At 55.5% G+C, this 20,898-nt stretch carries 21 protein-coding genes and 1 pseudogene; 13 read left to right on the forward strand and 9 right to left on the reverse strand.

All coding sequences use genetic code 11. The annotated features are described in order from the left end of the window. The first annotated feature begins 195 nt into the window (after positions 1–195). On the forward strand, positions 196–1,677 hold the full coding sequence (locus D6C13_RS15595; protein ID WP_120133631.1) for a sugar ABC transporter ATP-binding protein: 1,482 nt from the start codon (positions 196–198) through the stop codon (positions 1,675–1,677). An 8-nt stretch (positions 1,678–1,685) separates the two neighbouring features. Further along, positions 1,686–2,684 carry an ABC transporter permease gene (locus D6C13_RS15600; protein WP_425272720.1) on the forward strand — a complete coding sequence of 333 codons (999 nt, stop codon included), beginning with the start codon at positions 1,686–1,688 and terminating at the stop codon, positions 2,682–2,684. Between the two features lie 594 nt (positions 2,685–3,278). On the opposite strand, the gene D6C13_RS15610 is transcribed toward D6C13_RS15600, so the two are convergent. Next, the gene (locus D6C13_RS15610) at positions 3,279–3,815 is read right to left on the reverse strand and encodes a GNAT family N-acetyltransferase (protein WP_120133634.1); all 537 of its coding nucleotides are present in this window, start codon (positions 3,813–3,815) and stop codon (positions 3,279–3,281) included. A gap of 25 nt (positions 3,816–3,840) precedes the next feature. Then, the gene (locus D6C13_RS15615; protein ID WP_120133635.1) at positions 3,841–4,410 is read right to left on the reverse strand and encodes a helix-turn-helix domain-containing protein; all 570 of its coding nucleotides are present in this window, start codon (positions 4,408–4,410) and stop codon (positions 3,841–3,843) included. A 180-nt stretch (positions 4,411–4,590) separates the two neighbouring features. On the opposite strand from D6C13_RS15615, the gene D6C13_RS15620 reads away from it, so the two are divergent. The 9 genes from D6C13_RS15620 to D6C13_RS15660 are packed head-to-tail and all read left to right on the forward strand — an operon-like array spanning position 4,591 to position 11,501. Continuing rightward, the gene (locus D6C13_RS15620) at positions 4,591–5,442 is read left to right on the forward strand and encodes a MerR family transcriptional regulator (protein ID WP_120133726.1); all 852 of its coding nucleotides are present in this window, start codon (positions 4,591–4,593) and stop codon (positions 5,440–5,442) included. After that, positions 5,442–5,894 carry a nuclear transport factor 2 family protein gene (locus D6C13_RS15625; RefSeq protein ID WP_120133636.1) on the forward strand — a complete coding sequence of 151 codons (453 nt, stop codon included), beginning with the start codon at positions 5,442–5,444 and terminating at the stop codon, positions 5,892–5,894. Before D6C13_RS15620 ends, D6C13_RS15625 begins: the two co-directional genes overlap by 1 nt. After that, positions 5,894–6,610, forward strand: a complete 717-nt coding sequence (locus tag D6C13_RS15630) for an SDR family NAD(P)-dependent oxidoreductase (protein ID WP_120133637.1) — start codon at positions 5,894–5,896, stop codon at positions 6,608–6,610. Before D6C13_RS15625 ends, D6C13_RS15630 begins: the two co-directional genes overlap by 1 nt. 1 nt (position 6,611) lies before the next feature. After that, the gene (locus D6C13_RS15635) at positions 6,612–7,970 is read left to right on the forward strand and encodes an NAD(P)/FAD-dependent oxidoreductase (RefSeq protein WP_120133638.1); all 1,359 of its coding nucleotides are present in this window, start codon (positions 6,612–6,614) and stop codon (positions 7,968–7,970) included. After that, positions 7,967–8,683 carry a DUF1365 domain-containing protein gene (locus D6C13_RS15640; RefSeq protein ID WP_120133639.1) on the forward strand — a complete coding sequence of 239 codons (717 nt, stop codon included), beginning with the start codon at positions 7,967–7,969 and terminating at the stop codon, positions 8,681–8,683. The genes D6C13_RS15635 and D6C13_RS15640 overlap by 4 nt, the downstream gene beginning before the upstream one ends. Positions 8,684–8,685: 2 nt before the next feature. Further along, the gene (locus tag D6C13_RS15645; protein ID WP_120133640.1) at positions 8,686–9,918 is read left to right on the forward strand and encodes an SAM-dependent methyltransferase; all 1,233 of its coding nucleotides are present in this window, start codon (positions 8,686–8,688) and stop codon (positions 9,916–9,918) included. Continuing rightward, positions 9,915–10,418, forward strand: a complete 504-nt coding sequence (locus D6C13_RS15650) for a DUF2878 domain-containing protein (RefSeq protein ID WP_120133641.1) — start codon at positions 9,915–9,917, stop codon at positions 10,416–10,418. Before D6C13_RS15645 ends, D6C13_RS15650 begins: the two co-directional genes overlap by 4 nt. After that, a complete protein-coding gene (locus D6C13_RS15655) occupies positions 10,415–10,942 on the forward strand; it encodes a hypothetical protein (RefSeq protein ID WP_120133642.1) in 528 nt (175 codons plus the stop codon). Before D6C13_RS15650 ends, D6C13_RS15655 begins: the two co-directional genes overlap by 4 nt. A 22-nt stretch (positions 10,943–10,964) precedes the next feature. Continuing rightward, entirely contained in the window at positions 10,965–11,501 is a 537-nt protein-coding gene (locus D6C13_RS15660; RefSeq protein WP_120133643.1) for a DUF3833 domain-containing protein, read from the forward strand. 2 nt (positions 11,502–11,503) lie between these two features. Here D6C13_RS15660 and yedA read toward each other — a convergent pair whose 3' ends face one another. Next, positions 11,504–12,421: a drug/metabolite exporter YedA gene (yedA, locus tag D6C13_RS15665; RefSeq protein ID WP_120133644.1), complete on the reverse strand. Its 918-nt coding sequence runs from the start codon at positions 12,419–12,421 to the stop codon at positions 11,504–11,506. Positions 12,422–12,644: 223 nt separating this feature from the next. Here yedA and D6C13_RS26135 point away from each other — a divergent pair. Then, positions 12,645–12,746, forward strand: a pseudogene (locus D6C13_RS26135) (hypothetical protein); the annotation flags it as partial. A gap of 63 nt (positions 12,747–12,809) precedes the next feature. On the opposite strand, the gene D6C13_RS15670 reads toward D6C13_RS26135, so the two are convergent. The 4 genes from D6C13_RS15670 to osmF are packed head-to-tail and all read right to left on the reverse strand — an operon-like array spanning position 12,810 to position 16,674. Next, positions 12,810–13,568, reverse strand: a complete 759-nt coding sequence (locus D6C13_RS15670) for an ABC transporter permease (protein WP_120133645.1) — start codon at positions 13,566–13,568, stop codon at positions 12,810–12,812. Further along, positions 13,565–14,509, reverse strand: a complete 945-nt coding sequence (locus D6C13_RS15675) for an ABC transporter ATP-binding protein (RefSeq protein ID WP_120133646.1) — start codon at positions 14,507–14,509, stop codon at positions 13,565–13,567. The genes D6C13_RS15670 and D6C13_RS15675 overlap by 4 nt, the downstream gene beginning before the upstream one ends. Further along, the gene (locus D6C13_RS15680) at positions 14,506–15,675 is read right to left on the reverse strand and encodes an ABC transporter permease (protein WP_120133647.1); all 1,170 of its coding nucleotides are present in this window, start codon (positions 15,673–15,675) and stop codon (positions 14,506–14,508) included. The genes D6C13_RS15675 and D6C13_RS15680 overlap by 4 nt, the downstream gene beginning before the upstream one ends. A 60-nt stretch (positions 15,676–15,735) precedes the next feature. After that, positions 15,736–16,674, reverse strand: a complete 939-nt coding sequence (osmF, locus tag D6C13_RS15685; RefSeq protein WP_120133648.1) for a glycine betaine ABC transporter substrate-binding protein OsmF — start codon at positions 16,672–16,674, stop codon at positions 15,736–15,738. A gap of 360 nt (positions 16,675–17,034) precedes the next feature. Here osmF and D6C13_RS15690 point away from each other — a divergent pair, with 360 nt between their 5' ends. After that, positions 17,035–18,528 carry an MFS transporter gene (locus D6C13_RS15690; RefSeq protein WP_120133727.1) on the forward strand — a complete coding sequence of 498 codons (1,494 nt, stop codon included), beginning with the start codon at positions 17,035–17,037 and terminating at the stop codon, positions 18,526–18,528. A 175-nt stretch (positions 18,529–18,703) separates the two neighbouring features. On the opposite strand, the gene D6C13_RS15695 is transcribed toward D6C13_RS15690, so the two are convergent. Then, the gene (locus D6C13_RS15695; RefSeq protein ID WP_120133649.1) at positions 18,704–19,810 is read right to left on the reverse strand and encodes a suppressor of fused domain protein; all 1,107 of its coding nucleotides are present in this window, start codon (positions 19,808–19,810) and stop codon (positions 18,704–18,706) included. 141 nt (positions 19,811–19,951) lie between these two features. Next, a complete protein-coding gene (locus tag D6C13_RS15700) occupies positions 19,952–20,848 on the reverse strand; it encodes a LysR family transcriptional regulator (RefSeq protein ID WP_120133650.1) in 897 nt (298 codons plus the stop codon). Between the last annotated feature and the right edge of the window lie 50 nt (positions 20,849–20,898).

Here is a 20,898-nt window from a genome sequence, read left to right on the forward strand (position 1 = left end):
CGGTGTGGGCCGACGCCCACGGTCTTGACCATAAAGCTTAGATCTTTTATCTCTTACTTATCCTTTTTAATCTCTTGATTTAATCCCCCGATATGTTAAAAATTTGCAATTAAAATTCAGTAGACGGCTAAACGTCTAAATCCCTATCCGTCTATTTAATAAGGCCAACGCCCAGTGACCACCTCCCTCCTTGAGATGCGCGATATCTCGATTTCATTTGCCGGTTTCCCTGCCCTGCGCCAGGTGGATTTCACGCTGCAAGGCGGAGCGGTCCACGCGCTGGTGGGCGCGAACGGCGCGGGGAAATCCACGCTGATGGCGGTGCTTTCCGGCACGCATGATCATTACACCGGCCAGATCACTATTGATGGCAAGGCAGTGAATATCTGCCTGCCGCATCATGCACGCGAGCACGGTATTCATCTGGTTCAGCAGGAAGTGGACGTCGCACTGGTGCCGACGCTGAACGTTGCCGAAAACATCATGCTGGACAGCCTTTCAGAGCCGGGCCATCTGCATAACTGGCCGCAGCTGTATCGTCAGGCACAACTGCTGACCGAACAGCTTGGGCTGAACATCAACCTGCGGGCGCGAATCAAAAGCTGCACGCTGGCCGAGAAACAACTGATTTTGCTGGCACGTGCTTTATCGCATAAATGCCGGTTCCTGATCCTCGATGAACCCACCGCCCCACTTGATCAGGCTGAGAGCGCGCGTCTGTTCGCATTGGTGCGCAAGCTGAAAACCGCCGGAATGGCGATTGTGTTTATCTCGCACCGCATTCATGAACTGCGTGACATCTGCGACCGCATGACGGTGCTGCGCGACGGGCGTCTGGTCAGCGATGACAGCATGGACGGCCTGAGCAACGAGCACATTATCGAGAAGATGATTGGCCACCAGCTCCACGATATTTATCCGCCACGCCGCCCGCCGCACAGCGGTGAAACGCTGCTGAGCATTCACGGCATGCACGATAAAGACAAACTGCGCGATATTTCGCTGCGTCTGCATCGCGGGGAAATTCTCGGGGTTGCCGGGCTGGCGGGTGCAGGAAAAACCGAACTGTGCAAAGCGCTGTTTGGCGCGACGCCAAGTCAGGTGGAAAGCGGCGAGCTGAACGGCAAACCGTGGAAGCCGAAAGAGCCGCACCTTTCTGTCGAACAGGGGCTGGCGTTAGTGCCGGAAGAACGACGCAAGGAAGGGATTTTCATTGATGAAAACATCCCGATGAACCTGAGCGTGACCGCCGATGACACCTTTTCGCGCTGGAGTATTTTCAATACGCGCCAGTCGCTGTCATGGGCAAAAGACATTATCAGCCGCTTAGGCATTCGCGCTTCCGGGCCGATGCAAAAGCTGGCACGGCTTTCCGGTGGTAACCAGCAGAAGGTCGCTATCGGGAAATGGCTGCGCAGTGAGAGTCAGGTGTTGATCTTTGACGAACCGACCAAAGGCGTGGACATCAAGGCCAAAACGGACGTGTTCAGGCTGATCGACGGCCTGGCGCAACAGGGAAAAGGCATTATTTATGCTTCCGGTGAGTTCGCCGAACTGGTCGGTTTATGCGACCGCATTTTGGTGTTGTGGGATGGCCGCATTGTGGCTGAACTCGACGCCGCCAACGTCGACGAAGAAACCTTACTAGTCTATTCAACCGGAGGAACACCCGCGTGAACAAAGCCGTGGTGAGTAAAGAAAGCGTGCCCGCAGCGAGTCAGCCGTGGCGTCATCAGCTGTTCGAGTTTTTGTATAAATGGGGCATGTTGCTGACCGTGGTATTGCTGATCGCCGGTTTTGGCGTGGCATCCGATAACTTCCTCGAACCGTCAAACATCATCAATATTCTGCGCTCGATTGCCATCGTGACGGTGATTGCCATCGGCGTCTCGATTTCGCTCTCCGTCGGCGGCTTTGATTTATCGGTCGGCTCTACGGCGTCACTCGCCAATGCGCTGGTGATTTCAATGTTCGTCTGGCACGGTTTCGGCACCACCGAAGCCATCTTAATCACGCTGGCGCTGTGTACGCTGGTCGGCCTGTTCAATGCCTTCCTGATCGTCATCCTGAAGATTCCTGACATGCTCGCCACCCTCGCCAGCCTGTTTGTGATTCAGGGCGCAGCGATGACTTACAGCTACGGCGGTTCGATCACTGAAAACATGCTCCTGCCAAGTGGTGACATGGCTGAAGGGACGGTGCCTGCGGTATTCAGCCTGCTGGGTCAGGTGCCGGTGATTGTGATTGTGATGGCAGTGGTAACCCTTGTGGTACAACTGTTTATGTCACTGACCAAGCATGGCCGCCGCATGTATGCCATCGGCGGCAACCCGCTGGCTGCACGTCTGGCGGGGATCCGCACCGCGCGTTACCGCGTCATTGCGTATGTGATGTCGTCGGTACTGGCCGGTGCAGGCGGTATTTTACTGGCATCACGCATCGGGTCTTCACAGGTGAATGCCGGTGGCGGCTATCTGATGGACGCCGTTGCCGCCGCTTATATCGGTTTCTCGCTGGCCGGTTCCGGCAAGCCAAATGCTCTCGGAACATTGCTGGGCGCGGTGATTTTAGGCGTATTGTCGAACGGGCTGGTGATGCTGTCGGTGCCGTATTATGCGATGGATATCATCAAAGGACTGGTGCTGGCAGTGGCTTTAGCGCTGACATATATTCAGAAGAGATAGCAGAGACCGCCGCTATATTTCGGCTTTTTTGAAGTCAACACCGTGGGCTCGCCGCCCACATCCACAAAACCTTGGGTTGCCACCCAAACTGGCCTCAAGGGGCGCCTGTCGTCGCACCCCTTGAGAATCCCGGGCTCTTACACTGCGCGCTATCGCTAGACACTATGTTTCAGCAACCACCGCGACAGGCTGGAAATCTTGCCGCTGCGCGGTATCTTCATTTCGGGATTGCAGCCTTAGGTCTGCAACCTCTCATTCAGCAAGCTTTCTGAAACGCCCGCAGCATCTTAAATTCAAGGGCAGACAGTTTTTAGATTTCAAAATCAGTCAGGTTGTGAATTAAGAGCCTGAGGCCGGTTCCAAAATACCGCCGGACGAGAGGTGGAAAACCGCGCATCTTTTTGCGCGGGTTGTAACCCGATGGGAGGGAACCGCGCAGCAGCGGGATTTTGCGGCTATCACTGCGGCTTATGAAACATAGTCAGCGAGCGGAGCGTGCAGTGAAAGAGCCCGGGGGGTCTTGGGGGGCGGCGGCGATAGGCCGCCCCCCAAGTCGGTGTGGGCCGACGCCCACGGTTTTGACTTTAAAACATTTCACATCAGCACCTTATACATCACACTCGTCGATTCCAGCAGGCCCTCCGTCGACATGGCGTAGTGCGGTATCGTCCCGCTCAGGCTGAAACCCAGATCTTCATATAATGTCTGTGCCGGACTGCCGGTGACGGTATCGAGTACCAACAGGGTTTTGCCTTCTTCGCGTGCCAGCGATTCGACCGCAGTCATCAACTGACGGGCGATCCCTTTACGGCGGCCGTTGGGATGAACCATCAGTTTCACCACGTCACCGCGATGTGCGCCGTTGGCAGGCTGATCGACCACCAGTTGCACGGTACCGGTAATTTTCCCGGCCATCCGCGCGACCAGCAGGCGTTTTTCGCCACGCTCAAAAGCCGGTAACAGCTTTTGCCAGAACGCCTGCGCCTGCACAAAACCAAAAGGTAAAATGAATCCGATACTCGCGCCGAGTGCGACGGATTGCATCAGCGTTTCCGCCAGCGCATCCAGACCCGCAGGCGTCAGCACACCGCCCCGCACTTCGCTTATCACCACATCATTGTTGTTTTGCATGCAAATTAACCCTTCTTGTCAGATATTAAGGACGTGAAATAACGATGGCGTAACGGGCATCCTGCGGGCCGGGTACGTGGAAAGACGAGGTGCCGTGCAGATGAAAACGCAGGCAGTCGCCCGCCTCGAGCCGGTAACAGCGGCCATCAAGCGTGAATTCAAGCACGCCTTCCAGCATCCAGAGGTGTTGCTCGAGGCCGTCCACCGGCGGGGAATCATAGGAAATAGTCGCACCTGATTTCAGCAAACCGGAAATCAGTTCTGCGCGAAAACCGGGAGCAGGCGCGGAGACCGAACGGCGTTCAAAACCGGTTTCACGGTCATGCCAGACCGGCTGCTGTGCGCTGCGGATGAGCTCCGGCGGGTTATCTTCCAGCGCCATCAGCAGGCGGGAAGTGGTCAGCCCGTAGGCCGCGCTCAGTTTGCCGAGCAATGAAGCGGTTGGGCTGGTTTCGGCCCGTTCAATGCGTGAAAGCGTGGCGCGACTGATACCGGTCTGTTGCGCCAGTTGTTCCAGCGACCAGCCCTGCCCGATCCGCAATTCTGCCAGACGCTCAGCCAGACGCAGATCGTCACTATCCTGCCCTTCTTCCATTTTCATTCCCTGCCATGAATTCTCAATATCGGGAAATTATCTCTTATCAGGGAATTAAACAAGTTAAAATAATGTAATAAGTGAGTATTAGTTAAGTTGTACAAAAATAATAAAGTTGTACAGTTTTGCGATCTGGCGCTAGAGTTAACTTTGGTTAGCAGGAAAATTTTGGAAATCATTATGTCTCTTTACAGCATCGGCGAAGTCGCCCGAATTTGTGGTATCAACCCGGTCACGCTGCGTGCCTGGCAGCGCCGTTACGGCCTGCTGAAGCCGCAACGTACCGAAGGCGGCCATCGTCTGTTTAATGATGATGACCTTGATACTATCCGCACTATTTTGGGCTGGATTAATCGCGGGATCCCGGTCGGTCAGGTGAAATCCCTGCTCGAAGGGAAAGTCGATGCGCTGCCGGGCGGCTGGTCGCAGTCAGAACATCGTTTACTGACCGCATTGCAGGAAGGCCGCAGCAACAAAGTGCGCCAGCTCATTATGGAACTGGGCCGCGAATATCCGGCGGTATCGTTTGTGAATAATGTGCTCCGGCCGTTGCGCTCGCGCCTCAGTGCCGGGGATCCTCGCCTGCTGATGTTACGCAGCCAGCTCGACGGGCTGATCATCGAGCACGCGGTCATGTGCATGGGTGCCGCCCGTAAACGTCCCGGCAATCCGGCAACGCTGGTCGGCTGGGGACATCTGGACAGCACGGAACTTTGGCTCGAAGCCATTGTGCGCTGCGAGGAAGGGATGCAGGTCGAAATCATGCCCGCTCCGCTCGATGACCCGCATCTGGAAAATCTCAGCGGTTCGCAAATCCTGTTATGGGCGGAAGGCAAGCTGACGCAAATTCAGCGCCAGCGCCTGCTGAACTGGGTCGAACAGGGCCTGTCGATCCTTCTTCTGGGCAGCGCCGCCCTGCTGCTGGGCTCACAAGAAAACGAAGACGCCAACGATAATGTCGAAAACCTTCACGGTGCAGGCGCGCCTCCTGTTCTTCAAATAGTGCCAGTGCGTAATGAAAGGAAAAAATAATGATTAAACATTTTCCTGAATCCGCGATGCCCGCTGATGTTCTGACCCGGCTTTGCGAATTTTACAGCCACCTGGATGTGAGCCAGCTGCCGCAGCTTTCGCGGATTTATCACCCGCACGTGGTGTTTATCGATCCGGTTTCGCATTACGACGGCGTCGATGCGCTCGAACGCTATTTCGCACAGTTGCTTAAAAAAGTGAATTACTGCCGCTTTGAAATTCAGCCCCCGCTGACCAATGGCGCGCAAGCGTCGCTGTTCTGGCGGATGGAGTTTTCGCATCCGGCGCTGAAAAAAGGTCAGGCCATGTTTCTCAACGGCGCCAGCCATCTGCGCCTGACCGATAACCGGATTGCCTATCAGCGCGATTATTACGATCTCGGTGCCATGCTGTATGAGCATGTGCCGGTCCTCGGCGGTGCTGTCCGCGCGGTTAAAGCCAGGCTGAAATAATGCGCCGCGTCCTGATCACCGGTGCCAGTTCGGGTATCGGAAAACAGCTGGCTCAGGACTATGCCGCAGAAGGCTGGGAAGTCATCGCCTGCGGGCGTGACGGCGAAAAACTCAATGCGGTCGCCGCCGCCAGTCCGCTGATTATCCCGCTACGTTTTGATATCACCGATTTATCAGAAACCCGTCAGGCTTTGCAGAACACGCAGGCTGATCTGGTCATTCTGTGCGCCGGAACCTGCGAATACCTGGATGACGGCGTGGTCGAGGCTGAAAAAGTCACCCGCGTGATGAACACCAATTTCATCGGCCCGGTTAATTGTCTCGATGCCCTTCTGCCCGGCTTAGCGCCCGGCAGTCGCGTGGCGCTGGTCGGTTCCACTGCCTGGCTTTTACCTTTTTCACGCAGTGAAGCCTACGGCGCATCGAAAGCCGCACTGGCCTTTTTCGCGCGCTCTCTGGCGGTGGATCTGGCCAAACGCCAGATCCACATTTCCCTGATCCAGCCGGGATTTGTCGAAACGCCACTGACGGCACGCAATGATTTTCCGATGCCAATGATGGTGACTGCGGCGCAGGCATCAGAACACATCCGTAAAAAACTGGCGCACGGAGCCAGTGAAATTGCTTTCCCTCCTCTTTTTGCCCGTTTGCTGAAAACTGCCGCGCTGCTGCCGGTGGGCCTGCAAAAATGGTTATGCCGGAAAATGGTGAAATAAAATGACGACTAAAGTGGCTATCGTGGGCAGCGGAATTTCAGGGCTGAGCTGTGCCTGGTTGCTGGCAAAAAATCAGCCGGACTGCGAAATTACCGTCTTTGAGGCGTCGCCAACATTAGGCGGACATACCGCCACGCAGGACGTAATTTCTGACGGTCAGGAATACGCCATCGATACCGGTTTTATCGTCTATAACTCGCGCACGTATCCGCATTTTATCGCCCTGCTCAAAGAGCTGGGTATTGAGGGCCAGCCGACGGAAATGAGCTTTTCTGTGCGTAATCCGCTCAGTAAACTCGAATACAACGGGCATTCCCTCAACAGCCTGTTTGCACAGCGGCGCAACCTGTTCAGGCCGCGATTCTGGCGGTTTATTTTCGAAATTTTGCGCTTTAACAAACTGTGTAAAGCACGCCTGCTCAATGCGCATCACGACGAAGACACAGTGGCCGATTTGCTCGACCAAAACGGGTTTTCGCCGTTCTTCGCCCTGCATTATGTACTGCCGATGGGCGCGGCGATCTGGTCATCTTCTCTCGGCGATATGGCGAATTTTCCGCTGTCGATGTTTCTGCGCTTTTTCAACAATCACGGGCTGCTGGATGTGACCAACCGTCCGCAGTGGATGGTGGTGCCGGGAGGCTCGCGCGAGTATATCCGCCGGATGCAGGAGAAAATCCCCGTCAGCGTAAAACTGCTGACCAGCACACCGGTCACGCACGTTGTCCGCTCGCCGTCCGGTGTGACGCTGCATTCTGCACGCGGCGAAGAACGGTTTGAACAGCTGGTTTTCGCCTGCCATTCCGATCAGGCGCTGAACATTCTGGGCCAGAGCGCCACGGAGGCAGAAAAAAACATTCTCGGTGCGCTGTCCTATCAGGCCAATGACGTCATTTTGCATACCGATACTCATCTTTTGCCACGCGAAAAACGCGCCTGGGCGAGCTGGAATTATCAGTTACCCAATACGCTCTCTGCGTCGGGGCGCGGCGATTTTCGCGACAGCTTTCCGGCCCACAGCCGCCGTGCCAGCGTGACCTATAACATGAATATTTTGCAGGGACTGAACGCACCGCAAACCTTTTGTGTTTCCCTCAATCCGCTGACGCCGATAGATGAAAGCAAAATTTTGTTCCGCACCACTTATATGCATCCGGTTCTCAATCTGGCCAGCCATCATGCGCAGCAGGAACGTTACCGGATCAACGGCCAACACAACACCTGGTATTGCGGCGCGTACTGGTACAACGGTTTTCATGAAGATGGCGTTAACAGCGCGCGCGACGTGGCAGAACCGCTAAGCCTGCGGTTATTCAGTTTGCAGGCCGAACGCGGGCAGGAAAAACGGGAGGCGTCATGAACAGCCAGCTGTATGTTGGCACCGTCCGCCACCGGCGGTTTACGCCGGTTGAGCACCGTTTTGACTACGACATTTTCATGCCGCTGATTGATCTTGATGAGCTGGATGCGCTGCCCGCTCTGGGTATCCGGCTGGAAAAATTTTCTCCGGCCAGTTTTCGCCGCAAAGATTATCTCGGCGGCGGTGACATCAAAACCAAGGCTCAGGCGAGAATTGCCGAGCTGACCGGCGAACGTCCCGAGGGGCGCGTAATGCTGTTATGCCAGCTGTGTTATTTCGGCTGCTATTTCAATCCGGTGAACTTCTACTACCTTTATGATCAGAGCGGAATTCTGCGCTGGATGCTGGCTGAGGTGCGCAATACGCCCTGGAATGAACGCCACACCTACGCGGTGCTCCCTGACGGCTCACAACCGGTTCCGAAAGCCTTTCATGTGTCGCCCTTCAATCCGATGGACATGGTCTATCACTGGCGCCTGACACCCCCGGGAAAACAGTTACACATCACTATCGAAAATCACCGCAAAGAACGGGAATTCGATGCTGCCCTTTCTCTGACCGCCCGCCCGCTGACACGCGCGGCGCTACGTCAGCAGTTGTGGCGGCTGCCCCTGATGACTGCAAAAACCGCGCTGACCATTTACTGGCAGGCGCTGAAACTGTGGCTGAAACGGGCACCTGTTTATTCTCATCCTCCCGTTGATAAGGACTGACCATGAGCCAACCTGAAGTGCATCTCGCCCGTGACGGGGCGAACAACAGGCGCAGCAAGGCTGCACGCGCACTGATTCTCAGCGTGCTGAAGCAGCTGAAAGGGGCCGGTCTGACCCTGCGGGAACCGGGCGAAGACGCCATTTTTTTTGGTGATCACGCAGCCCCTTTGCAGGGCGAAATCGAAGTTCATCGTCTGCGCGCTTACCGCCGGGTTTTACTGGGCGGCAGCATTGCGGCGGGTGAAAGTTTTATTGATGGCGACTGGACCACACCGAACCTGACGACGGTGTTACAACTGCTGGCGGAAAACCTGAAACTGGTGGATAAACTCGAAGCGCGCCTGAGCTGGCTCAGTACGCCCGCCAATAATCTGATCCACTTTTTCCGCCGTAACAGCCCTTCTCAGGCGCGAAAAAATATCTCCGCCCATTACGATCTGGGCAACGATTTTTATCAGGGTTTTCTCGATGAGAAAATGCTCTATTCCTCCGCCTGGTATCAGGAACCGCAAATGACGCTGGAACAGGCGCAGGAAGCCAAAATGCGCCGGCTGTGCGAACAGCTGCAACTGCATGCGGGGGATCATCTGCTGGAAATCGGTACCGGCTGGGGCGCGATGGCGGAATTTGCCGCGCGCGAATACGGCTGTCAGGTGACCACCACCACCATTTCCCGCGAGCAATACCGCTTTGCCTGCGAGCGTATTGAAAAAGCCGGGCTGAGCGACCGCGTAACCGTCTTGTGCGAGGACTACCGCTCGCTGCGGGGCCAGTTCGATAAACTGGTGTCGATTGAGATGATTGAGGCGGTCGGTAAGCGTTATCTCTCGACCTTCTTCAAACGCTGTAACGCGCTGCTTAAACCTCAGGGACGGATGGCAATTCAGGCGATCACCATTGCCGACCAGCGTTATGCGTCTTACAGCCGCAAAGTCGATTTCATCCAGCGTTATGTGTTTCCCGGCGGCTTTCTGCCCTCCATCACCGCCATGAATGACACCATGACGCGCTGCACCAGTCTGGTGGTTCGTGATTTATTTGATATTGGATCCGATTACGCCCGCACCCTGCATGAATGGCGCGAGCGCGTGCAACGTTACTGGAATGCGCAAACCGGCGATGGACAGGACGAACATTTTCGCCGCCTGTGGCTGTTTTATCTGTGCTATTGCGAGGCCGGTTTCCGCGCCCGCACCATCAGCACCGTGCAACTGACCGCCGAGCGACGCGGATGACGTCCCTGCGCTTCTGGTTGCTGGCAGCAGGCTTCGACGTCTGGTGGACGCTGGCAGTCTGGGGGCGCGAACGGTTTATTCTTTTTCTGCTGATCAGCAGTTTTCTGATGCTGGCGTTCACGCCATCCCGCCGCCGCTTGTGGGTGGCTGTGGCCTGCACGCTGGGCATCATGATGGATTCGTTGTGGTGTATTTTAGGTCTGTTTGAGTTCACGGATTCCGCCGCCGTGCCGTCGTGGATGATGACGCTGTGGCTGGGTTTCAGTGCCTGGTGGCTGTGGCTGCTGGGCGTTTTGCGGCTGAAAGTGTACTGGCTGATACCGCTCGGTGCCGTCAGCGGTCCGTTTGCTTACTTTGTCGGTATGCACCTTGGCGCGATGCAACTTCAGGCCACGCCGTGGCATGTCTGGCCGCTGCTGGCTGCTGGCTGGGCGCTGTTTTTACCGCTGATCAGCCTGCCGGTTCTGCTCAGCCAAAATTCCCTGCGGAGAAGAAGATGAAATCACTCTTAACCGCCGCGCTGATACTGATATTTTCCTCTCCGCTATTCGCCGCTGTGCCGTGGGAACAGTGGAAACCCGTCGGACACGCCACGCTCAGTTGGGGGCCTTTCGAGGTTTATAATTCGCAGTTGCTGACTCCTGACGGTAAATATCAGCCCCAAAAATGGCCGCTGGCGTTAGACATTGATTACCTGCGTAATATTGACCGTGCGGAACTGACCAAAGCGACCGAAGAACAGTGGCAGATGCTCGGACTGCTGGCGCAGGCGCAAAAAAATGGCTGGCTGGAAGCCGTTGAAGACACCTGGCCGGACGTCAGTAATGGCAGCGAAATCATTTTTGTCGCCACAGAAAATGGCGGGCAGTTTTACAGCCGTGCGGCCAATAGCGTGATAATCAACCCGGCAGGCAAAACGTTCAGCCCGGCTTTCCGCGACGCCTTCCTGGCCATCTGGCTCTCTCCCCAAACGCAATATCCGGATTTACGCAGCAAACTGACCGGTGCCAGCGCATCGGATTAATATCCCTCTGACCGGAGGCTTTATGCCTGTTTTTCGCAAAGTTTTTTTCACATTGCTGATGGGTTGCGTTCTGATCCTCAGTGGCTGCAAAGCCAACATTGAGGATTACGCCCAGGCGCAGCCGAAACTGGATATTTTCACCTGGTTCGCCGGTGAAAGCCGGGCATACGGCATGGTGCAGGATCACAGCAATAAACAAACGCGACGCTTTACCGCAAAAATCCGTGGTGATGTGGCAGGCAATACGCTGACGCTGCATGAAGATTTTGTGTATGACGACGGCGAGAAACAAACCCGCGTCTGGCACATCCGCAAACTCGCCGACGGCAGCTATACCGGCACGGCGGGCGATATTATCGGCACCGCCACCGGGCATAGTGCCGGTAACGCGTTCAACTGGAAATACGTGATGGATGTGAAATCAGGCGACAGCACCTACCGCCTGACCTTCGATGACTGGATTTATCAGCAGGACGAACAGCACCTGTTCAACGTGACGTCACTGACAAAATTCGGCGTAGAAGTCGCGCGGGTGTCGATCTTCTTTGAGAAGAAGTGAGGTTAAACCTTCACTTCTTTAATCACTGTTTTCTTGCGCCCGAAGACAAATTTCCCCAGCGTGACCAGCAGAACTGCGCAAAGGATCACGCCTAACGCTACCCACTCGACCGGTGAAAGGGATTCACCGGCGAAGCTGATACCGAGCAGAACCGCGACAATCGGGTTCACGTAGGCATAGCTGGTGGCGATGGCGGGACGCACGGTTTTCAGCAAAAACATATACGCGCTGATGGCAATCATCGAACCAAAAACCACCAGATAGCCGAGCGCCAGAAAACCGTGCAGTGATGGCGTCGCGGTCAGATGTTCGCCGGTAACGCGACTGGCAACCAGCAGCACCACTCCTGCGATAATCATTTCCGCGGCACCGGCCATCAGGCCTGTTGGCAGCGGCAGACGCGAACTCCATACCGAACCGAACGCCCAGCTTAATGAGGCGAGCAGGATAAGCGCCGCGCCCCACGGGTTCCCTTCCAGGTTACTGCCTGTATTAAGCAGCACAATCCCGAACAGGCCGATGGCGACACCGGTCCATTCCATACGGCTGTTAGGCATGCCCCACAGGCGACTGAAGCACAGGGTAAACAACGGAACGGTTGCCACCATCACAGCGGCAATGCCTGACGGCACCTGCATATGTTCCGCCACCGTCACCAGACCATTACCGACAGACAGCAGCAAAATGCCCACGGCACCGGCGGCCATCCACTGTTTCAGCGTCGGGACTTTATGCCCGCGCAGCAGCAAAAACGTAAACAGAATACATCCGGCGACGAAGAAACGCAGACCGGCCATCATCAGCGGTGGCCAGCTTTCCACACCGACGCGGATAACGAAATACGTAGAACCCCAGATAAAATACAGTGCAAACAGTGCGGCAATTAATGGCAGCAAAGAACGGGTAGCGGAACCAGTCATAGGGAGAACTTATTAGCGTGATAATGAAGGCCAACAGTTAACGCTATTGGCCTGATTTTCAGCAAGGGAATCTGTGCGATCGCATCAAAATGTTGCTAAAAAGTTTCTGCATATGACAAAAAATTCGCTGATAGCGCGATAATGTAGTCACAGCATGAATAGTCTGTTGCAGGGGTAACGAAACGATTTATAATTCGTCGTTCAAATTTCTGAGGTATTGCACATGAATTCGCTTGGCAAAAAATTATTTATCGCGCTGTTTGGTCTGATGGCGATTGGCGCAATTGGTGGCGTGATGGTTGCCGGTTATGCGGTGGTGATTCAGGACGACGTTAAAACAGTCAGCGATAACGACGCCCCTTCCGTTGTTCCGGCTCCGTCTTCTGCATCAACGAACTGATCCGTCCACTGACCGCTGTTGCCAGCGCTGTAACCAGAGGCTCCAGCGTTCAAACAGCATATCCACGCAAATCGCCAGCAACGCAACAATCACCGCGCCCTGCAGGACGTAAGCCGTATTAAAGCCACTCAGGCCGATAATAATCGGTGAACCCAGGCTTAACGTGCCGACCGACGAGGCAATCGCCGCCGTCCCGATATTGATAATCACCGACGTGCGGATGCCGGAAATAATCACCGGTGCGGCCAGCGGAATTTCCACTTTCCGCAACATCTGCCAGCGGCTCATGCCGACGCCCTGCGCAATCTCACGCGCAGACGCCGGTACCGATTCAATCCCGGCAATGGTCCCCTGTAAAATGGGCAGCAATCCGTAAAGCACCAGCGCGATAATTGCCGGTTTCTCGCTGAATCCCATCACCGGAACGGCCACGGCCAGCACGGCAACCGGCGGAAAAGTCTGTCCCATTGCCACCAGCGTTTCAACCAGTGAGCGGAATTCTTTCCCCGCCGGACGCGTCACACCTACGCCTGCCGCCACACCAATCACCACCGCAATCAGGCTGGAAATACCGACCAGCAGCAGGTGCGCTTCCACCAGCGAGGCAAAACTTTCCTGCTGATATACCGGCCTGCTGAGCTCAGGGAACATCCAGTGAAACAGGCCGCCGAGCGAGGTCATACCGAAAATCAGCGCCAGCAACAAAGCGAACAACCAAATCAGAGGATCTGCAAACACCCGTTTCATGCGCCGTTCCTCTCAGTGGCCAGATCGGCGAAATGCAACACGCCGAGCGGCTGGCCCTGGTCATCAATCACCGGCAATTGCTGCACCTGCTGCGCGACAAATTTTGACAGCGCCTGGCTCAGGCTCATGGAATCGGTCAGCGGTGACTGGCTGCCGGAATATGCTTCGCCACGCCGCGTCAGTGAACCGACTTCGCGCAGTGAAAGCAGACGGATCCCCATGTCGCTGCCACCGAAGAAATCGCGTACAAACGGCGTCGCCGGTTGGGTCAGCAATTCCAGCGGCGTGCCCTGCTGCACCACTTGTCCGTCGTTAAGCAGCACGATGCGATCGGCCAGCGCCAGCGCTTCGTCGATGTCATGCGTCACCAGCACAATGGTGCGATGGGTGATTTTATGGATACGCGCCACTTCTTCCTGCAAGGTGGCACGGGTCACCGGATCGAGTGCGCCGAACGGCTCGTCCATCAGCAACACTTCCGGGTCTGACGCCAGCGCACGCGCCACGCCGACGCGCTGCTGTTGCCCGCCGGAAAGCTGATGAGGATAACGATGGCGGAACTGCTTCGGATCCAGATTGAGCAGTTCGAGTAGCTCAGTCACACGGTCGCGGATTTTCGCTTTAGGCCATTTCAGCAACTGCGGCACGGTGGCGATGTTTTCTTCCACCGTCCAGTGCGGGAACAGGCCGATGGACTGAATGGCATACCCCATCCGGCGGCGCAAATCCTGCGCGCGGAATTTTTCTATCGGTTCACCGGCAAATAAAATTTCGCCGCGATCGTGCTCCACCAGCCGGTTGATCATTTTAAGCGTGGTGGATTTTCCCGAACCGGAAGTGCCGATCAGTACTGTGAATTCGCCTTTAGCCATTTCCAGCGTGAGATCGCGCACGACCGCTTTTCCGGCAAAGTGTTTGCTAACCTGCTTGAAATGAATCATCTGCGTGTGGTTTCCAGAATTGAGACTGCTAATTTAAAGAGACTGTCGACGACCACCGCCATCAGCACCGCCGGGATCACGCCGAGTAATACCAGATCCAGCGCGCTGCTCAGCAATCCCTGGAACATGATGGCACCCAGCCCGCCCGCACCAATCAGCGCCGCCACCATCGCCATGCCGACCGTTTGCACCGCCACAATGCGCACGCCGGTCAGGACAACCGGCAAGGCAATCGGCATCTGCACACGTAAAAACACCTGCGCACGGTTCATGCCCATGCCGCGTGCGGACTCAATCACCGCTTCCGGCACCGATTCCAGTCCGGCAATTACGCCGCGTACCAGCGGCAGCAGCGAATAAAGCACCAGCGCGATAATGGCCGGAGCCAGTCCGATACCACTGATGCCATGCTCCGCCAGCCACGGCAGCGATTTTGCCAGCCCGGCCAGAGGCGCAAGCAGCAGACCAAACAGCGCAATCGACGGCACGGTCTGAATAATATTCAGCACCGACAGCACCGGCCCGCGCCAGCGGGGTTTGCGGTGACACAGCAATCCGACCGGCAGGCCAATCAATACCGCAGGCACCAGCGTGCCAAACAAAATACCCAGATGCTGCCACAGCGCGTCGTTAAACACGTCGGAACGGTTGTCGTATTCTTTGAGCAGCGAAAGTTCGGCAAGCTGACCGTACGCCAGCAGCAAAACCACCGGCACGATCATCTGCACATTAAGCAAAATGCGCAGGCTGTGATTGCGGGTAAAACGGGAAATGGCGTCGGAGGCGATCAGCAGACAAAGTGCCGCACCCGCCCAGAAACCGCCGCCGAGTGAGGTACGCGCGATACTGTCTTCATCGCCTCCCGCCAGTTGTAACGCGCTGTGCCCCGCCAGCCAGACCAATGCGGTCAGCAGGATTTCCGCCAGCAACATCACGACTAAATGATTGCGGCCATAGAGATTGAGAAAAGCGCAGACCAGCAGCAAAACGGCAGGCAGCAGCAGTAACGCAGAATAGCCATTCAGCAAGCTCGCCAGCGAAATGCCTTTGCCGGACACCAGCCTGTTAGGCGCATGACTGACGAAGGCCAGTGCGAAACCGGCCAGCAACAGCAACAAAACCAGCGTCAGCAGAACGCGGTTTTTAACGGGTGAGTGATAAGTCAAAACATTACCTGATATTAAAGAGCACGACCCGCAGGCCGTGCTCCGGGCGTCACTGCCCGGTTATTTTTTAACGAAACCTTTTTCCTGCAAATACTTCGCCGCCACTTTTTTCGCATCCTGACCATCAACCGCGATTTTCGCGTTCAGGCCCTGCAATGTTTTAGTGTCGAGCGAAGCAAAGACCGGTTTGAGCAAATCAGGAATGTTCGGATGTGCTTTCAGCGCGGCTTCACGAATGATTGGCGCAGGCGCATAAATCGGCTGCACACCTTTCGGGTCTTCCAGCGTTTGCAGGCCAAGCGCCGCGACAGGACCGTCCGTGCCGTAGGCCATCGCCGCATTCACACCGGAGGTTTTTTCCGCTGCCGCTTTGATAGTGACTGCCGTATCACCGCCCGCCAGCGACAGCAACTGCGCCTGATTCAGTTTGAAACCGTAGGCATTTTCAAACGCCGGTAAAGCGTCCGGACGCTCGATAAATTCTGCCGAGGCCGCCAGTTTAAACTCGCCGCCGCTGCTGATGTATTGGCCCAAATCACCCAGTGATTTCAGGTTGTGCGCACTCGCCACGTCCTGACGCACCGCGATAGTCCAGGTATTATTCGCAGGAGACGGATTCAGCCAGACAATTTTATTCTGGTCGTAATCCAGCTTTTTGACTTTATCGAAACCGGCCTGCGCATTTTTCCACGCCGGATCTTTATCATCTGAGAAGAAGAACGCGCCGTTACCGGTGTATTCCGGATAGATATCGATTTCACCGGCGGTGATCGCGCCGCGCACCACTTTCGTCGTTCCCAGCTGCAATTTATTGGTGGTGTGAATACCGTTGGCTTCCAGCACCTGAATAATGATGTTACCGAGCAGCGAACCTTCGGTATCAATTTTTGAGCCTACACGTACGGCATCATCAGCGGCCTGTGCGCTGAAACTTAACGCCCAAATCAGCGCCAGCGCTGCCCCTGAAAATCCTCTTACTTGCCCTGTTGTTACAGTCATGTTCTATCCTCTTATCGGGTTATGTGGTTTTTGTCGCCCGGCGACTGCTCTGTCTTTCTGCTTTCATCTGAATAAACAAGCTGCTAACAAGAATAGTCCAATTTCGCGCAGGGGAATGGAGGGTGAGCCATAAAAGCAGGAGGCGGTAGTGGAGTAAAATGCCGAAATGTTCGAAGCTTATCCGCGATATCGCTGAGACAGGGGCGGCGGTTTCCCTACCCAAAGCCACCGATGGCAATTTTTTAGATCACTTAGTTTTAACTTATAGCCATTTGTTTTCAGGTTGCGCGAATCAGGACTTGTGACCAACATCACCTCGCCTCTATGCTGGTTTTTTTGTCAAAAAGCGTAAACACAACAATGTCTGATTCATTTGCGGCCTCTCCCGCCGCCTCTTCAGGGGACTACAGCGCAGATTCTGCGTCTGACAAACCGGTGGTGATTCGTTCCGCTGCCGATATTACTCAGTTAGTGAACCGCGGCGCGGCGAAAATCAGCGACGCACGCATCGTGATAGCTATCGCACTGGGCGGCGTTTTCCTCGACGCCTATGATCTGGGTGCGCTGGCTTTCGGGATGAAAGACATCACCCGCCAGTTCGGTCTGACGCCTTCCGGCGCAGGCTTTGTGGCGTCTGCCATCACCTTCGGGGCGATTGTCGGCGCACTGTTCGGCGGCTATCTGACCGACAAAATCGGCCGTTACCGCGTGTTCATGGCTGACATGTTCTTCTTCGTGATTGCCGCGCTGGCCTGTGCCTTTGCGCCAAATGAATGGGTGCTCGGCGGCTCGCGTTTCGTGATGGGATTAGGCGTCGGCATCGATTTACCGGTAGCGATGGCGTTTCTGGCAGAGTTCTCAAAACTTCAGGGGCGCGGTAACAAAGCCTCGCGCGTAGCGATGTGGTGCCCGACGTGGTACGCAGCAATCAGCGTTTCTTATCTGCTGGTTCTGCTGCTTTACGCGGTGTTACCTGCCACGCATACCGACTGGTTGTGGCGTCTGATCCTCGGTTTCGGCGCAGTTCCGGCGATTCTGATTATCGTTATTCGTCACCGTTATATGAACGAATCCCCGGTCTGGGCGGCAAATCAGGGCGACCTGCAAAGTGCGGCGGCGATACTGCGTAAGTCTTACAACATCAATGCGGTCGTCGCGGATGATGCGGATAAAACGCCGCAGGTTAAAGTGCGCAAAGCCGCATGGCGCAACTACGGCACGCTGTTGCAGGGCGTTTATCTGCGCCGCACCGTGCTGGCGACCGTCACTGCCGTGGCCTCATCCTTTGCCTACAACGCCGTGGCGTTCGGGTTGCCGGTCATCTTATCCAGCTTCCTCAAACAGTCGATGATCAGCACCATTTTGTTCTCGCTCGGCCTGAATCTGTGCTTCGCTTTCGTCGGCGGGCTGATTGCGGTGCGGTATGTGTCGAAATTTGGCGCGTGGAAAATGACCTACGCCGGTTACGCCTGCCAGCTGGTGGCGATGATCGGCCTCGCGCTGGTTGGCCGTCCGGCAGACGGCGGCGAAGCGGCAATTTCCATCGCCATGCTGGCGTTATTCCTGTTCGGCCAGGGCTTCGGTCCGGGCTCGCACACCATGACATTTGCCTCACTGAGCTATCCCACGTCGCTGCGCGGCATGGGTGTCGGCTTCAACCAGACGCTGATGCGCTCCAGTTCGACTCTCTCCCTGTTCTTGTTTCCGGTACTTTCTGCGGCACTCGGCACCGGCGTGTTCTGGGTGATCGCGTTAGCGCCACTGGCGGGTCTGATCGTGCTGACAGCGGTACGGTGGGAACCGTCGGGATATGATGTGGATGCAGAGGATTTTAATGCCGAAGCCGGGCATTAAGACGGCTTTTTCAGCTCAGAACGAGAAAATTTCGGTTTCTTACGTACAGTGATCACTTATCACATCGCGCCGAAACCGCCCAAGAGAGGGAAGTGCTTTCCCTCTCTGGGCCAGTGTGGGCGGCGAGTCCACGGTCTTAACCTTAAAGCCAGTGTTGAGCGGCTACCTCAAAGCATCACATCACCGCGCTTCTCGGCGCAAACACAAACCCGATGTCGTTCTCGATCATCGCGGCGACCAGTTCAAATCCGCCATTCGGTTTTGCCTGGGCGAACTCCAGTTCGCTGGTGAACACCGGGCTTACCCAAAACTGATTCACCGGGTCGCCGTAAATTTTTGGCAGACGCATTTTGTCCGCAGGGCCACAGAGTGCGGAGGAAATCACGTGACCTTCAAAGCCCAGCGGTGCCATCGGTGACATCAGCGTGTGGCCTTCACCCAGCCAGCTGAGAGTCGTCCACGGAACTTGCGCGTAGCCGGATAACGCGCTCGCCATCTGCACCGCATTTTCTTCAGTGACGTATTCTTTGCCGACCGAAAATGCCAGCTCGATGCGGCGGTGCTTTTCCGCATCATCGTTGAACACAATATCGATTTGCGGCATCGGGCGGATACTCATGCCGACGGTGAAGAAGTAATAATTTTCCTCATCTTCATGCTGGGAAATCGCCATCGGCGGCCAGCTGCCCTGATTGATCAGATAATATTTCAGCGACGGGCCAAAGCGATCTTCGTAGGATTCCAGCAGTTTGCGCTGGATTTTCGGCCACGGATTGGTGAATTCATTTTGCCAGTCGCGCCAGAAAAGACGGGTTTTTTCAGCCAGTTCACATTGCGCGTTAGTCGAGGCAGATCCCAGCGGGAAAGTCAGCGGATTCTGTTTGATGCAGCCGGCGGAATAACACACCGAATGGTCGATATACAAACTCCAGCCGGGGATCACCGCCAGCAACAATCCCTGATACCACAACGCCGCGCCGTCATCGCTTTCATTCCACAGGATCTGAATTTGTGCCGGATCCAGCGGTGCTTCGCCTTCCAGATTGCGACAATATTGCGCCGCCAGCATCGGGGCAATCCCCTGCTCCATCGCGTCGGTATCATCGTTCACCGGCGCGGGCACCAGATTGCGCACCCAGCAGGCGCGCATTTTGGGGAAGCGGTCGCGCAAATCTTCGCGGGCGAAAATGTAGAAATACACCACGCGGTTGTCCTGCTCGACCAGCGCGGTCAGGGTTTGTTTGTCGTTACTGACTTCAGCAACAATGTCGGACTGGCGCATATGACCTCAACAATATTAGGAAGCTTATTATTCCCTGTGATGGTCAGTGTAGAACGGATAAGCCAGCCCGATAACGGGCAATATTCCCAAAAATCCCCGATAAATCATTAAAACATGCGCTTTTTTATCCAAATATCGACATCAGCGGCAATACATGCGGAACAGCTGTGCCAGATAGGCGGCCATCGGCGTCAGCGTGGTATCCCGTCGCTGAATGAGATAGAACGTCGCTTTCGGCAACGGCAGATCGAGATCTAACGCCACCAGACTCTGGCCGATCACCGGATCATTAATCACATCTACAGACAGCACGCTGAGAAAATCGGTTTTCGCAATCAGGCTGGTGCATGACATAAAGGTTTCACAAATCACGCTGATATTCGGCTCCGCATCCATTTCACTGAACACTTCGCTGAGCAGTTTGTAATAGCTGCCGCGTGGCGTCGGCATGGTCCAGTCGCAGTGCCGCAACTCATGCATCGAGCGGGCGTTTTGCATCGGATGACCACGTCTTGCCACCACGCGATACTCTTTATCCATAAGCTTTTCATATAACAGTTCGTTATCAAAGGGGCCCTGATAATAGGTATTCACGGTGAAATCCAGCTCGCCCTGACGCAGTTCGGGGATCATCGACACCAACTGCCCTTCGGCGATCCGCACCTTCACATTGGGGAATTCGCGGTGAAACCTGTCAACCACTTCCGGCATGATGGTCCGCGCAATACTGGCACCGACACCCAGATTTACCCTGCCGCTGGTGCCGCCCAGACGCTGCGAAATATCTTCCTGCGCGACACGAAGCTCTTCCAGAATCAGGCTTGCGCGCTTAAAAAACGCCTCACCACAGTCAGTTAGCGTCACACCCTGACGACGGCGGACAAACAGCCGCGCCCCGAGAGTTTCCTCAAGTTCTTTAATCGATTTGGTCAGCGCAGGCTGCGACAAATTCAGCGTCCGGCTCGCAGCGCGGATACTGCCCTGACGCGCCACTGACACAAACGCCCGCAGTTGATGCATTTTTATTTGTGATGGCATGAGATTCTTTGATAACCCCTGATTATCACTAAGAAGATTTTGGCATCTTA

It is taken from the genome of Rahnella woolbedingensis, assembly GCF_003602095.1.
GTDB lineage: Bacteria > Pseudomonadota > Gammaproteobacteria > Enterobacterales > Enterobacteriaceae > Rahnella > Rahnella woolbedingensis.

Excerpts from the sequence above, each read along its gene's own strand:
- D6C13_RS15655 (WP_120133642.1), top strand. The coding sequence starts at position 10,415 with ATGAAATCACTCTTAACCGCCGCGCTGATACTGATATTTTCCTCTCCG.
- yedA (WP_120133644.1), bottom strand. The coding sequence starts at position 12,421 with ATGACTGGTTCCGCTACCCGTTCTTTGCTGCCATTAATTGCCGCACTG.
- D6C13_RS15595 (WP_120133631.1), top strand. The coding sequence starts at position 196 with ATGCGCGATATCTCGATTTCATTTGCCGGTTTCCCTGCCCTGCGCCAG.
- D6C13_RS15625 (WP_120133636.1), top strand. The coding sequence starts at position 5,442 with ATGATTAAACATTTTCCTGAATCCGCGATGCCCGCTGATGTTCTGACC.
- osmF (WP_120133648.1), bottom strand. The coding sequence starts at position 16,674 with ATGACTGTAACAACAGGGCAAGTAAGAGGATTTTCAGGGGCAGCGCTG.
- D6C13_RS15615 (WP_120133635.1), bottom strand. The coding sequence starts at position 4,410 with ATGGAAGAAGGGCAGGATAGTGACGATCTGCGTCTGGCTGAGCGTCTG.
- D6C13_RS15610 (WP_120133634.1), bottom strand. The coding sequence starts at position 3,815 with ATGCAAAACAACAATGATGTGGTGATAAGCGAAGTGCGGGGCGGTGTG.
- D6C13_RS15630 (WP_120133637.1), top strand. The coding sequence starts at position 5,894 with ATGCGCCGCGTCCTGATCACCGGTGCCAGTTCGGGTATCGGAAAACAG.
- D6C13_RS15695 (WP_120133649.1), bottom strand. The coding sequence starts at position 19,810 with ATGCGCCAGTCCGACATTGTTGCTGAAGTCAGTAACGACAAACAAACC.
- D6C13_RS15660 (WP_120133643.1), top strand. The coding sequence starts at position 10,965 with ATGCCTGTTTTTCGCAAAGTTTTTTTCACATTGCTGATGGGTTGCGTT.
- D6C13_RS15635 (WP_120133638.1), top strand. The coding sequence starts at position 6,612 with ATGACGACTAAAGTGGCTATCGTGGGCAGCGGAATTTCAGGGCTGAGC.
- D6C13_RS15700 (WP_120133650.1), bottom strand. The coding sequence starts at position 20,848 with ATGCCATCACAAATAAAAATGCATCAACTGCGGGCGTTTGTGTCAGTG.
- D6C13_RS15645 (WP_120133640.1), top strand. The coding sequence starts at position 8,686 with ATGAGCCAACCTGAAGTGCATCTCGCCCGTGACGGGGCGAACAACAGG.
- D6C13_RS15650 (WP_120133641.1), top strand. The coding sequence starts at position 9,915 with ATGACGTCCCTGCGCTTCTGGTTGCTGGCAGCAGGCTTCGACGTCTGG.
- D6C13_RS15670 (WP_120133645.1), bottom strand. The coding sequence starts at position 13,568 with ATGAAACGGGTGTTTGCAGATCCTCTGATTTGGTTGTTCGCTTTGTTG.
- D6C13_RS15640 (WP_120133639.1), top strand. The coding sequence starts at position 7,967 with ATGAACAGCCAGCTGTATGTTGGCACCGTCCGCCACCGGCGGTTTACG.
- D6C13_RS15690 (WP_120133727.1), top strand. The coding sequence starts at position 17,035 with ATGTCTGATTCATTTGCGGCCTCTCCCGCCGCCTCTTCAGGGGACTAC.
- D6C13_RS15675 (WP_120133646.1), bottom strand. The coding sequence starts at position 14,509 with ATGATTCATTTCAAGCAGGTTAGCAAACACTTTGCCGGAAAAGCGGTC.
- D6C13_RS15620 (WP_120133726.1), top strand. The coding sequence starts at position 4,591 with ATGTCTCTTTACAGCATCGGCGAAGTCGCCCGAATTTGTGGTATCAAC.